This window comes from Stenotrophomonas maltophilia group sp. msm1 (genome assembly GCF_032025805.1).
Classification (GTDB): Bacteria; Pseudomonadota; Gammaproteobacteria; order Xanthomonadales; family Xanthomonadaceae; genus Stenotrophomonas; species Stenotrophomonas hibiscicola.
Map to the genome: position 1 here is coordinate 108,976 of NZ_JAVSKH010000006.1, position 12,403 is coordinate 121,378.

Annotated in this window: 9 protein-coding genes; 3 read left to right on the plus strand and 6 right to left on the minus strand. The window is 67.4% G+C overall.

Annotated elements, in window-relative coordinates:
• Window positions 1-45 precede the first annotated feature (45 nt).
• The 6 genes from pyk to gap all read right to left on the minus strand — a co-directional run bounded on the left by pyk (window position 46) and on the right by gap (window position 9,457).
• A complete protein-coding gene (pyk, locus tag ROV95_RS20800; RefSeq protein ID WP_312546225.1) occupies window positions 46-1,512 on the minus strand; it encodes a pyruvate kinase in 1,467 nt (488 codons plus the stop codon).
• Window positions 1,513-1,722: 210 nt separating this feature from the next.
• A complete protein-coding gene (locus ROV95_RS20805) occupies window positions 1,723-2,376 on the minus strand; it encodes an HAD hydrolase-like protein (RefSeq protein ID WP_019660016.1) in 654 nt (217 codons plus the stop codon).
• A complete protein-coding gene (locus tag ROV95_RS20810; RefSeq protein ID WP_312546227.1) occupies window positions 2,373-3,548 on the minus strand; it encodes a phosphoglycerate kinase in 1,176 nt (391 codons plus the stop codon). Before ROV95_RS20810 ends, ROV95_RS20805 begins: the two co-directional genes overlap by 4 nt.
• A gap of 730 nt (window positions 3,549-4,278) precedes the next feature.
• Complete coding sequence (locus ROV95_RS20815) at window positions 4,279-5,655, minus strand: DUF3999 domain-containing protein (RefSeq protein ID WP_155030036.1); 1,377 nt, start codon at window positions 5,653-5,655, stop codon at window positions 4,279-4,281.
• Entirely contained in the window at window positions 5,652-8,327 is a 2,676-nt protein-coding gene (locus ROV95_RS20820) for a DUF2339 domain-containing protein (protein WP_312546230.1), read from the minus strand. Before ROV95_RS20820 ends, ROV95_RS20815 begins: the two co-directional genes overlap by 4 nt.
• 125 nt (window positions 8,328-8,452) lie before the next feature.
• Window positions 8,453-9,457 carry a type I glyceraldehyde-3-phosphate dehydrogenase gene (gene gap / locus ROV95_RS20825; RefSeq protein WP_312546232.1) on the minus strand — a complete coding sequence of 335 codons (1,005 nt, stop codon included), beginning with the start codon at window positions 9,455-9,457 and terminating at the stop codon, window positions 8,453-8,455.
• 192 nt (window positions 9,458-9,649) lie between these two features.
• Here gap and ROV95_RS20830 point away from each other — a divergent pair, with 192 nt between their 5' ends.
• The 3 genes from ROV95_RS20830 to ROV95_RS20840 all read left to right on the plus strand — a co-directional run bounded on the left by ROV95_RS20830 (window position 9,650) and on the right by ROV95_RS20840 (window position 12,383).
• Complete coding sequence (locus tag ROV95_RS20830; RefSeq protein ID WP_312546234.1) at window positions 9,650-10,279, plus strand: OmpW family outer membrane protein; 630 nt, start codon at window positions 9,650-9,652, stop codon at window positions 10,277-10,279.
• Window positions 10,280-10,752: 473 nt separating this feature from the next.
• Window positions 10,753-11,571: a S1/P1 nuclease gene (locus ROV95_RS20835; protein ID WP_312546236.1), complete on the plus strand. Its 819-nt coding sequence runs from the start codon at window positions 10,753-10,755 to the stop codon at window positions 11,569-11,571.
• Between the two features lie 11 nt (window positions 11,572-11,582).
• On the plus strand, window positions 11,583-12,383 hold the full coding sequence (locus tag ROV95_RS20840; protein WP_019660009.1) for an MBL fold metallo-hydrolase: 801 nt from the start codon (window positions 11,583-11,585) through the stop codon (window positions 12,381-12,383).
• Window positions 12,384-12,403 lie beyond the last annotated feature (20 nt).

A 12,403-nucleotide genomic window follows, 5' to 3' on the forward strand; every position in this document is an offset into this window, starting at 1 on the left:
CGGCACGGGGTCAGAGCCCTTGCGGGGATCCGACCCCGGCGGGCCTCAGAGGTCGCCCAGGCCGATGGCGCGGCCGTCCTCTCCCACTTCCAGCAGGCGCAGGGTATTGGTGGCACCGTGGGTTTCCATGTGCTCGCCACTGGTGAACACGACGCGGTCACCGGCCTGCAGCAGTTCGGCTTCCACCAGCAGGCGGATGCTGCCGCGCGCGGCTTCGCGCGGGGTCAGCCCGCGGCTGTCGAAGTTGATCGGGAACACATCGCGCATCAGGGCCATCTGGCGGCGCGCGCCGTCGTGGCGGGTGACTGCGAACACCGGCGCCTTGGCGCGGAACCGCGACAGGTAGCGGGCGGTGCCACCGGATTCGGTCATCGCCACGATCGCACGCACGCCCACGTGCTGCGACAGGAACATGGTGGCCATGGCAATCGCCTGGTCGGCACGTTCCAGATTACGCGGCGAGGCGTTGAAGTCGGTCTCGGTCTGGAACTGGCGCTCGGCACCCAGGCAGATACGCGCCATCGCTTCCACCGCCTTGACCGGCCAGGCACCGGCAGCGGTCTCGGCAGACAGCATCACCGCGTCGGTGCCATCGATGACCGAGTTGGCCACGTCCAGCACTTCGGCGCGGGTCGGGATCGGGCTTTCAACCATCGACTGCAGCATCTGCGTGGCGGTGATCACCACCTTGTTCTGCGCAAGCGAGGCCTTGATGATCTTCTTCTGCAGGCCGGGCAGCTCGGCATCGCCGATTTCCACGCCGAGGTCGCCACGGGCGACCATCACAACGTCACTGGCCTCGACGATCTCTTCCAGGTTCTCGATCGCCTCGGTGCGCTCGATCTTCGACACCAGCGCGGCATCGCAGCCGTGCGAGCGGGCGATCTCGCGCGCGTCGTTCATGTCCTGCGCGTTGCGGCAGAACGACACGGCGATGAAGTCGACACCGATCTTGGCGACGATGCCGATCAGTTCCTTGTCGCGCTCGGTCAGTGCGCCCAGCGAGAGGCCACCGCCCTGCTTGTTCAGTCCCTTGCGATCAGACAGCGCGCCGTCGTTGAGCACGGTGCTGATGATGCGCTCGCCCTGCACCTCCACCACCTGCAGCTGCATCAGGCCATCATCGAGCAGCAGGACATCGCCCGGGCCGACGTCCTGCGGCAGGCCGAGGTAGCTGACGCCTACCTGGGCCGCATCGCCGGGGCCGGCGTTGGTGCTGGCGATCAGGTCGAAGCGGTCACCCGCCTTGAGCTGCACCTTGCCTTCGGCGAAGCGCTCGATGCGGATCTTCGGGCCCGGCAGGTCGGCCAGGATGCCCACTTCCACGCCCACGCGGGCAGCGGCGGCACGCACTTCGGCGGCACGCTTGGCCTGGCCGGAGGGGTCGCCATGGCTGAAGTTCAGGCGTACCACGTTGACGCCGGCGCGGAACAGATCCTCCAGCACGCCCGGCGGATCAGTGGCCGGACCGAGGGTGGCAAGGATCTTGGTGCGACGCTGACGCTCGAACATGGTGAATGGGCCTCTCCCGGTAAAGGACGGAAATTAGCACATCCTTCACGTCGCATGTATACGGTTACAGCCTTGTGCCGCTTGTCTTCGCGGGTCATGGAACGGACATCACCCGGACATACGCCGGCGCAGGCAGTTCTGTAGAGCCGAGCCCATGCTCGGCTGGGCATAGGCCGAAGCAGCCGAGCATGGGCTTGGCTCTACAGGAGCCTAGGCCAACAGCGTCGTCAGCTGCGCCGGCTCACGGGCCAGCTGGCCCGCGCCGGCTTCGGTCAGTTCGGCCTCACCGCCAAAGCCCCACAGCACGCCCACACTGCGCAGGCCGTGGTGGCGCGCGCCTTCGATGTCCATGCGGCGGTCGCCGATCATCCAGCACTGCGCAGGCTGCACCTGCAGCCGACGCAACGCCTCGCCGACCAGTTCCGGCTTGTGGCTGCGCGAGCCGTCCAGGGTCGAACCGACGATCTCCTCGAACAGCCCGCCGAACGGCAGGTGGGCAAGGATGCGGCGCGCATGCGGCTCGTTCTTGGCCGTGACCACCGCCAGGCGGTGGCCGCGACCATGCAACGTGCGCAGGGTGTCCTCCACCTGCGGGTACACCGTGTGCTCGCGCCAGCCTTCGACATCGAAGCGCTCCCGGTAGTAGCCCACTGCCTGTTCCACCCGCGCCGGTTCACCGAACAGCGGCATGAAGGTGGTACGCAGCGACGGACCGATCCAGCCCCGCAGGGTGTCCTGCGGCGGCACCGGGTACTCCATCTTCTGCAGCGCATAGGCGATGCAGGCGGTGATGCCCACCTGCGAATCGATCAGCGTGCCGTCCAGGTCGAAGAACAGCACATCCTTGCCGCGCTCGCCACTCATGCGCCGCGCGCGTCGAGTGCGGCCACCGCCGGCAGGGTCTTGCCTTCCAGGAACTCCAGGAACGCACCGCCGCCGGTGGAGATGTAGCTGACCTGCTGGGCGATGTCGAACTTGTCGACCGCGGCCAGGGTGTCGCCGCCACCGGCGATGGAGAATGCCCTCGAGCTGGCGATGGCGCGGGCCAGCGCTTCGGTGCCCTTGCTGAAGGCTTCGAACTCGAACACGCCGACCGGGCCGTTCCAGACCACGGTGCCGGCCTTCTCGATCAGCTGCGCGTACTGCGCGGCGGTCTGCGGGCCGATGTCCAGGATCAGGTCGTCTTCGGCAACGGCATCGACCGCCTTCACTTCCGCGGCAGCGTCGGGCAGGAACTGCTTGGCGGTGACCACGTCCACCGGCACCGGAATGTCGGCGCCACGCGCCTTCGCATCGGCCACGATCTTCTTCGCCGTGTCCAGCAGGTCCGGTTCATACAGCGACTTGCCGACGTTATGGCCAGCGGCAGCAATGAAAGTATTGGCGATGCCGCCACCCACGATCAGCTGATCGACCTTGCCGACCAGGTTGGCCAGCAGTTCCAGCTTGGTGCTGACCTTGCTGCCGGCGACGATGGCAAGCAACGGCTTGGCCGGTGCATCCAGCGCCTGCGCCAGCGCGTCCAGCTCGGCCATCAGCAGCGGGCCACCGGCCGCGACCGGTGCGAAGCGGATGACACCATGGGTGGAGGCCTGCGCACGGTGCGCGGTGCCGAAGGCATCCATCACGAACACATCGCATAGCGCCGCGTACTTCTTCGACAGGGCTTCATCGTCCTTGCCCTCGCCGACATTCATGCGGCAATTTTCCAGCAGCACCAGCTGGCCCGGCTGCACCTCGACGCCGTCGACCCAGTCACGCACCAGCGGAACCTCGCGGCCGAGCAGTTCGGACAGGCGCTGGGCCACCGGCGCCAGAGAATCGGCTTCGCTCCACACGCCTTCCTTCGGGCGCCCCAGGTGCGAGGTGACCATCACCGCCGCGCCCTGCTCCAGCGCACGCTTGAGCGTCGGCAGCGAAGCGGTGATGCGCTGTTCGGAAGTGATGCGGCCATTCTCGATCGGCACGTTCAGATCCTGGCGGATCAGCACGCGCTTGCCGGAGAGGTCGAGGTCGGTCATGCGGACGATGGACATGGGCAACTCTTTGGCTCAGGGACGGGATGCCGGGATACGGCAGACGGCCATTGTATCGGGTGCGGGTGGTGGGAGGGTCGATGCCTGCGGCAGGCAGAGGCGCACGGCAACGGCAACGGCAACAGCAACAGCAACTGCCAGAGCGCTGACGCTTCATGATGCTGGGGGTGGGCCGGGGCGGTGTGGGCTGGCAGGGGGCGCCGTGAATCCGTCCATGGAGGCTTGGCAGCCGCATCCATGCGGCTGACACCCCTGCCAACCCACACCGCCCCGGCCTCGACAGGTTCATGTGACGGAGCGGATGGCAAAGGCAAGAGCGGTTTCTGATGTCGGAGAAAAATGTAGAGCCGAGCCCGTGCTCGGCTGGGTCTATCGCGAACAGCAGCCGAGCGTGGGCTCGGCTCTACAAAGAGCGCCCTGCCAAGCAGCTTTTGCTCTTCTTTTTTTCTTTCCGTGGGTGGACGCACACGGAAATTGTCAGAGGCCGGGCGGGGTGGGTTCGCGGGAGTGTCAGCCGCATGGGCCCGAGGCATGCCTCGGGCGGGTTGGGCAGGACGCCCAACCCCGGTCTTGCCGGGTGCGCAGGACAGCGCACACGAGCAAGCCGCTGCCAAGCCTACAAGGACGTACTTGCGGCGTCTCCCGCGAACCCACCCCGCCCGGCCAAGCACGGCTTTTGCTTTACGCGACCAACCGCCCACCCACGAGGGGCTGCGCCGTTCGCCGGAACCTACGCCGAAGGCGCCGGCTTCTGCCGAAGCAGGCTGACCGCCAGGCCGCCAACAACCAACACACCCAGCCCCAGCAGCGCCCACAGCAACCACGCCTTCCAATCGTGCTGCGGCTTCAGCGCCGCATCGCCGGCCAGCGGTTCCGGACTGCCTTCCAGGCGCGCCAGCGTCGGCTGCCACGACGGATCATTACGCTGGCGCAGCTCTTCAATCAGCACGCCGATCGGCGCTTCCATTCGGCGCGCGGTCGCGCTGCCCACTGCCAGTGCATATGGCGCTGCTCCCTGGCTCAGGAACACCAGCACTTCGGGTTGATAACCCAGGCGCAGGGTGGGTGCGGTTGCCGTTTCGGCGGGGTTCGCCACCAGCTTCCAGTAACGATCGCGGTGCACGCCGCCCAGCGGCTGGGCCGCTGATTGCTGGCGCTGGCCCTGCGCGCCCTGCTGCAGCTGATAGGCAATCCACGGCGCACTGCGCCGCTGCCACTCTGCACTCTCGTCATCGCGACTGAACAATGTCCACTGCACCAGGCTGTTGTCAGTGCTGGCCACGTCGGCACGCGCCGCCGGGAAGCGGCCATCCATCTCGAAGGTGTACTCGCCCTTGCCCTTCGAGGTCGGTGCCAGCGACAACCACTCCCATGGCAGTGTGGCCGGTGCCGGCGGCAGCTCGGCCAGTACGCTGCGCAACGTTGGCAGACGGGCATCGCCCTGCGCCAGCACGCGCAGATAGCGCGCTTCCCCATCCACCTGCAGGCGGCGCTGCAGCAGGCGCTTGCCGGCGCGCTGCAGGTCCACCAGCGGGATGTCGCGGCCAAGTGCACGCCAATGCTGCAGGTCGTCGCTGACGTCCAGCTGCACCTGAGCCTGCAACGGCTGGCCGCTGTCGGCCCAATCCAGTACCAGCGCCGCCAGCGGCTGCTGGCCCAGCACACTGGCGTCGATCAGCCAGCCGCCCTGCCCGTTGGCCCTTGCACCGCCAGTCACACGTGCTTCCACGCGACGGACACGGCCATCGGTATCGCGCTCGGTCAGCAACTGCAGGTCGTTACGCTGTGCTTCGGCCAGCGGCGGCAACGCGAACCACGGCAGTTCCCGCTGCACCGGCGGTTGTGCCAGCGGCTGGTCCGGCGCGAGCAATGCCGACGGCAACGATTGGCCGGCGGCATTGAACACCTGCACGTCACCCAGGTCTGCGCTACCGGAGCGACGGTAGATCGCCGGTTCCAGCACGACACGGTAGGCACCCGATTGTGCGCTGGACAACGTCAGCGGCCACTGTTCGGCGTACTGGGTACGGTAATCGGCAGCCTGTGCGGTGACGGCGGCCAGCATGCCGAACATCGCCGGCAGCAGCGCCCTGCTCCACGTCTTCATTGTTTTTCCTCCACGGTCGGCGCCGCGCTGGGCGGTGCCGGTGCCAGATAACCCACGACCGTGCACAGCAGGCCGTAGGCGATGAACGATGCGATGCCCAGCAGGTTGCCCAGGTGCTGGCGATCGACAAGCACCAGCTTGGCCAACACCACGCCCATCAGCACCGCTCCCACCATCCACAACACGCGCTGGCCACGGCGCGAACCCCAGACCCAGGCGATCACGCCGAGCACGCTCCACAGCACGGTCAGGCTGGTCTGCGCCAGGCTGGAACGCAACATCGACGAACTCCATGACAGGCCGCCCCACTGATGCACGCCATGCAGCACCAGGCTGGTCAGCGCGACGAAGATGGCCAATGCCAACAGCGGCAGCCGGATCTTTACCAGTGCCTGCGGCGCCTGTCCGCTGTACAGCCACCGCGCCAGCAGCGCCAGGCTCAACCACTGCCCCAGCTCGGCCGGGTTCAACACCGGCAGCCACGGCAGCGGCGCTGCGTCACCCGGCAGCAACTGGCCGAACAGCCAGCCTGCGGACAGCAGGCCGAACAGCACGCACTGCAACGGTAGGCGCACGCTGTCGAAGGCAGCCCCCAGGGGCCACCGCAGTGCGTCCCAGCGCCACAACGACAGCGCCGCCATCAGCAGCCACGGCAGCGTGAACAACAGCAGCGTCCAGCCCTGTGCCAGCCCGGCCTCGCCACCGCCCCACAGGGCCAGCAACGAAAGCAGCGACGGCCACAGCAGCCACCACAGGAACTGCGCGATGCGTGCCACGGTGTTGCCGCCCTGGCGCAGGCACAGCAACGTACGGACGCCCAGCGCCGCGAACACCGCCCAGGCCAGCGCGCCATAGCCGGCGAACGGCTGCTGGTGCGCATCGCTCTGCATCAGCGCCAGCGGGAAGCCCAGGGCCAGCATCGCCAGCGCGGTGACGCCCAGCGCGCGTGCCGGCTGGCGGCGCTGCACTTCAGCCGCCAGCCAGGCCGTGGCCGCGACCAGCACCAGCAACCCATCGGCCTGCGTGCGGTGCGGGAAGAAGCGGAAGATCTCGTGCACCAGGCCGCCCAGCCACCACAGCAGGCCCCACAGGTAGTAAACCAGTGCGATCTCGTGGCGCACCCTGCGCTGGTAGCTCCACGCCGAGGCGAACCCGGCCAGGGCCAGCAGCAACGCACCGATGGCGGTCGGGTTGAGCAGGAAGCGGGCGTCGTCGAGCCAGTGGTCGGCGCCTGCCACAAAGGCGAACGCGGCGCCGATCTGCAGCAGCGCACCGGACACCTGCGGCAACCAGCGCTTCTGGCGCAGGCCCAGCCAGGCCAGGCCCGCACCTTCCAGCGCGAACACCGCGCCGGTGGCACGCGCAGACAATGCCAGCGGCACCGCCAGCGTGGCGAAGCCCACCGCCAGCACCGCATGCGACTGCGCCAGCACGGTGTAAGACGCGCGCGCGATCAGTGCCCGCGCCAGTACCGCGTAGATCGCCGCCAGGCCCAGCGCGCACAGCGCCAGCGTCATCGGCTGCTCGTGCAGCATGCCCGCCTGCATCGAGAAGGCAACCAGGGGTGTGCCGAACACCAGGCTGCCGTCGACCAGGTCACGTCGCCCGGCGGGCTGCCGGCGCGCGTACAGCAGCGGGATCAACAGGTAGAAGGCGAAGAACAGCAGCAGGAACGGCTCGGTGCTGCTGAACTTGTCCGGCGCGTACTGCAACACGCCCCAGAACGTACCGATGCCGAAGGTAAAAGCGAAGCCAAGCAGGTTCAGCGCACGCCACGGACGGAACCAGGCGATGGCGAAGATGCCAGCGTTGAGCACCGCGTAGTAGCTGAACAGCCCCACGTGGTTGCCACTGCCGGTGGACAGCCACAGCGGTGCCATGAAGCCGGCGAGGATGCCCAGCACCGCCAACGTGCGCGAATTCTGCACCACCGCCAGCACGCACAGGCCGGCCACCAGCGCGATCGAACTGGCGAAGGCAAACCCGGGGTTGAGCAGCTCGAACCGTTTGAAGGCGGCGAAGATGGTCAGCAGCAACACGCCGATGGCACCGCCCTGCAGTGCCAGTGCGAACAGGCGCCGGCGCTCGCGCTGATGCCAGCCGAACGCCAACAGGCCCAGCGCACCCACCGTGACGCCGGCCAGGCGCAGCTCGATCGGCAACACCAGCCAGCCTTGGTCGCTGACGTACTTCAACAGCGCGGCAACACCGGCCAGCAGTACCAGCATGCCGATCTTGACCGGCACGTTGCCCTCGGTGAACCAACGCTTGACCGCGCCAATGCCGCGCTCGATGAAGTTGGGCAGTGCCGGTTCGGGGGGCAACGGCGGCTGCACCGGCGCGGGTGGCACCGGCGGTGGTGCGACCGGGCGCGGCGCCTCCACTGCCGCAGACACCGCTTCGCGCACCGGCGGTGGCGTTGGCTGGGGCGGAGGAGGTGCGGCAGCCGCCACCGGCCGCAGGAACGGCGGATCGGCGCCGGCCACAGGCAGGGGCGCAGACCGTTCCGGCGCAGGCTCGGCTGCAACCGGCCGGGCGGCCGGCGCGGCAGCCATGGCGGCCTCCAGCGCGGCCACACGGCGGCGCAGGCCGGCAATCATCACCAGCGCCACCACCAGCAGCAGCGGGATGGCCAGCAGAACCAGTACCACCAGGGCTATGAGTGCTTCCATTGCATGCTTCCATTGCAATCCCGCGCCCCAGCGGCAGCGGTCGACCGGCCCATGCTACGACAGGGCTGGGCCCATAAACGACGAACCCCGGCCAGGCCGGGGTCCGCGTGCGATCTTCGCCGGCCTTACTTGGCGGCGACGACCTTGGCCATTTCCAGGCACTTGTTCGAGTAGCCCCACTCGTTGTCGTACCAGGTGACCAGCTTGACGAAGGTGCCGTCCAGGGCGATGCCGGCCTCGGCGTCGAACACCGAGGTGCAGGTCTCGCCGCGGAAATCGGTGGCCACGACCTTGTCTTCCGTGTAGCCCAGGATGCCCTTCAGCGCGCCTTCGCTCTGTGCCTTCACTTCAGCGCAGATCTCGGCGTAGGTGGCTTCCTTTTCCAGCTCGACGGTCAGGTCGACCACCGACACGTCGGAGGTCGGGACGCGGAAGCTCATGCCGGTCAGCTTCTTGTTCAGTTCCGGGATGACCACGCCGACGGCCTTGGCCGCACCGGTGGACGACGGAATGATGTTCTCCAGGATGCCCCGGCCGCCGCGCCAGTCCTTGTTGGACGGGCCATCGACGGTCTTCTGGGTGGCGGTGGCCGCGTGCACGGTGGTCATCAGGCCGCGCTTGATGCCCCACTTGTCATTGATGACCTTGGCCAGCGGAGCCAGGCAGTTGGTGGTGCACGACGCGTTGGAGATGATCGCCTGGCCGGCGTAGGTCTTGTCGTTCACGCCGTAGACGAACATCGGCGTGTCGTCCTTCGACGGGGCCGACATGATGACCTTCTTCGCGCCCGCATCGATGTGCTTCTGCGCGGTTTCCTTGGTCAGGAACAGGCCGGTGGACTCGATCACCACGTCCACGTCCACCTCGTTCCACTTCAGATTGGCCGGGTCGCGTTCCTGGGTCAGGCGGATCTTCTTGCCGTTGACCAGCAGGTCGTTGCCCTGCACCGCCACGTCGGCCTGGAAGCGGCCGTGCACGGAGTCGTACTTGAGCATGTACGCCAGGTAGTCCGGCTCCAGCAGATCGTTGATGGCCACGATTTCGATGTCGTCGCCGAAGTTCAGCACCGCCGAGCGCAGGACGTTACGCCCGATGCGACCGAAACCGTTGATACCAACCTTGATTGCCATTTCTCAAGCTCCTGCGGCCGCGACAGGTGCGGCGGGATGGATAGGGCCCACAAGTCTAGCAAACCGCCGCTGGCCACCGTGGGCCAGTCGGGGGCCGCCGGCGGGCCCACGGACAGGATTTGATCCGGATCAAAGCGTTAGCACGGCGTGAGGCCGAGACTGTCGCCATCCACCCAGCAACGAGATCCCCCCATGCGCAAGACCTCCCCCCTGATCCTGGCCGGCCTGGCCGCCGCCCTGTCCCTCGCCGCCGCTCCGGCCATGGCCCAGTCCAAGGGCGACTGGACGATCTCGGCCGGCGTGCACCAGGTGGCGCCGAAGTCGAACAACGGCTGGCTCGCCGGCGGCACCCTGAAGGTCGACGTCGACAACGACGTGAAGCCGACCATCACCGGTGAATACTTCATCGCCGACAATCTGGGCATCGAAGTGCTGGCGGCGCTGCCGTTCAAGCACGACATCAACATCAACGGCCTGGGCCGCGTGGGCAGCACCAAGCAGCTGCCGCCGGTGGTGACCCTGCAGTACCACTTCAACAGCAAGGGCAAGGTCTCGCCGTTCGTCGGCGCCGGCGTGAACTACACGACCTTCTTCAGCGAAGACACCACCGGCGCATTGGCCGGCAGCAAGCTGAAGCTGCAGGATTCGTGGGGCCTGGCCGCGCATGCGGGCGTGGACTTCGCGATCGGCGAGAAGGGCGCGTTGCGCGTGGACATGCGCTGGATCGACATCGACAGCAAGGTGAAGTTGAACGGCGAGAAGATCGGCACAGTCAACATCGATCCGCTGGTCTACGGCGCGTCGTACGTCTTCAAGTTCTAAAGCGGTGTGTTGGGCGCGGGGGCTTCGCCCCCGCTCCCCCGCTGCACGCGAAACCCTCGCAGCATGTTGCCCCGGTGATTGCCGGGGCTTTTTTTGTTCCTGGGACTGAAGCAGTTCCGGAGCTGGGGCGAGGCGGGGAACGGGGCCGGGACACGCCGTAAACCCATCCTTGGGGGCTCGATGGCGCCATCCATGGCGCCAACGGTCCCGGCCCCGTTCCCCGCCTCGCCCCTTCCCATCACCGCGTGCGTGCCAGCTCAAGCAAAGGCAAGGGCAGAGCCTGCACATCCGAGGCGTAATGGTTGCCTGCAATTGCAGAAGGCGGATTTTGATCCTGCATTTGTTTTTGATGTTGCCTTTGACGTTCGTATCCGCCTCCGCGGCCATGTTGGATGGGGGCTGCCCCTGCAGCCAGCCCCCAGCAGAAAGGAACGCGCCGCTCTTCAATCCACCTACCCCGCTAGAATGTGCGCATGAAAGCCCTGCACTCCCTGTTCCTCGCCGCCGCCCTGGCACCGGCCCTGCTGTCCGCTTCCGCCCCGGCCCATGCCTGGGGCGCGCAAGGCCACCGCCTGGTTGCCGAAGTCGCCGACGCCCGCCTCAACCCCGCCGCCCGCGCCGAAGTGGACCGCCTGCTGGCCACCGAACCGGACGCCACGCTGGCCAGCATCGCGCCGTGGGCTGACCAGCTGCGCGCCAAGGACCCGGGCCTGGGCCGCCGCTCGGCCGGCTGGCACTACGTCAACATCGCCGAAGACAACTGCCACTACGAAGCACCGAAGCACTGCAAAAACGGCAACTGCATCGTCGAGGCCCTGAAGGCACAGAGCGCCATCCTCGGCGATCGCAGCCTGACCGACGGCGAGCGCCTGCAGGCGCTGAAGTTCGTCGTGCATCTGGTCGGCGACATCCACCAGCCGATGCACGCCGGCTACGCCCACGACAAGGGCGGCAACGATTTCCAGCTGCAGTTCGGCAACCGTGGTACCAACCTGCATTCGCTGTGGGACAGCGGCATGCTGAACACCCGCAAGCTGGACGATGCCGGCTATCTGCCGGTGCTGCAGAGCCAGCGCGCGCCGAAGCTGGCGCGCCAGTCCAACCCGCAGCGCGACCCGCAGACGTGGGCCGAGGCCAGCTGCCGCATTTCCATGCAAGCCGGCGTTTATCCGGCCACGCGTAAAATCGGTGACGAATACACCGAGCGCTACCGGCCGCTGGCCGAAGCGCAGCTGCGACTGGCCGGTGAGAACCTGGCGCAGTTGCTGAACCGCGTGCTCGGCACGCGCTGAGGAGCGTTCCAATGTCGGTCCAGGTTCAGTCGTTCTTCCACCGTGACAGCAACACCTTCAGCTATCTGGTCAGCGACCCGGCAAGTGGCGAGGCAGCGCTGATCGACCCGGTACTGGACTACGACCCGGATACCGACGCCAGCAGCGAAGCACCGCTGCGCGACGTGCTGAATGCCATCGAACAACAAGGCCTGCAGCTGCGCTGGCTGCTGGAGACGCATGCCCACGCCGATCATGTGTCGGCAGGGCGCCGGCTCAAGCACCGCTTTCCGCAGGCCACGCTGGGCATCGGCGAAGGCATCCGTGCGGTGCAGGCCACTTTTGCGCCGCGCTACGGCCTGCAGCTTCCGGCCGCCGATGAGATCTTCGATCGCCTGTTCAGCGATGGCGAGACCTTCGCTCTGGGCGAACTGCGCTGTCAGGTCATCGCCGTGCCCGGCCACACCAGCGACAGCATCGCCTATCTGATCGGCGATGCGCTGTTCACCGGCGACTCGCTGTTCATGCCCGATGGCGGCACCGCCCGCTGCGATTTCCCGGGCGGCGATGCCGCGCAGTTGTACCGCTCGATCCAGCGTCTGCTGGCCCTGCCCGATGCGACGCGCGTATTCGTCTGCCACGACTACGGCCCGGGTGGCCGCGGGTTCGCCAACGAAACCACCATCGGCGAACAGCGCGCGCACAATATCCACGTGCACGACGGCGTGGCCGAGGCGGAGTTCGTCAGCGTGCGCCAGGCCCGCGATGCGACGCTGGAAGAACCGAAGCTGATGCAGCCCGCAGTGAAGGCCAACATCCAGGGCGGGGCCTGATCCACGCCGCTGCGCCCGCC

Coding starts and splice junctions, on each gene's coding strand:
- pyk (WP_312546225.1), bottom strand. CDS start 1,512: ATGTTCGAGCGTCAGCGTCGCACCAAGATCCTTGCCACCCTCGGTCCG.
- ROV95_RS20805 (WP_019660016.1), bottom strand. CDS start 2,376: ATGAGTGGCGAGCGCGGCAAGGATGTGCTGTTCTTCGACCTGGACGGC.
- ROV95_RS20810 (WP_312546227.1), bottom strand. CDS start 3,548: ATGTCCATCGTCCGCATGACCGACCTCGACCTCTCCGGCAAGCGCGTG.
- ROV95_RS20815 (WP_155030036.1), bottom strand. CDS start 5,655: ATGAAGACGTGGAGCAGGGCGCTGCTGCCGGCGATGTTCGGCATGCTG.
- ROV95_RS20820 (WP_312546230.1), bottom strand. CDS start 8,327: ATGGAAGCACTCATAGCCCTGGTGGTACTGGTTCTGCTGGCCATCCCG.
- gap (WP_312546232.1), bottom strand. CDS start 9,457: ATGGCAATCAAGGTTGGTATCAACGGTTTCGGTCGCATCGGGCGTAAC.
- ROV95_RS20830 (WP_312546234.1), top strand. CDS start 9,650: ATGCGCAAGACCTCCCCCCTGATCCTGGCCGGCCTGGCCGCCGCCCTG.
- ROV95_RS20835 (WP_312546236.1), top strand. CDS start 10,753: ATGAAAGCCCTGCACTCCCTGTTCCTCGCCGCCGCCCTGGCACCGGCC.
- ROV95_RS20840 (WP_019660009.1), top strand. CDS start 11,583: ATGTCGGTCCAGGTTCAGTCGTTCTTCCACCGTGACAGCAACACCTTC.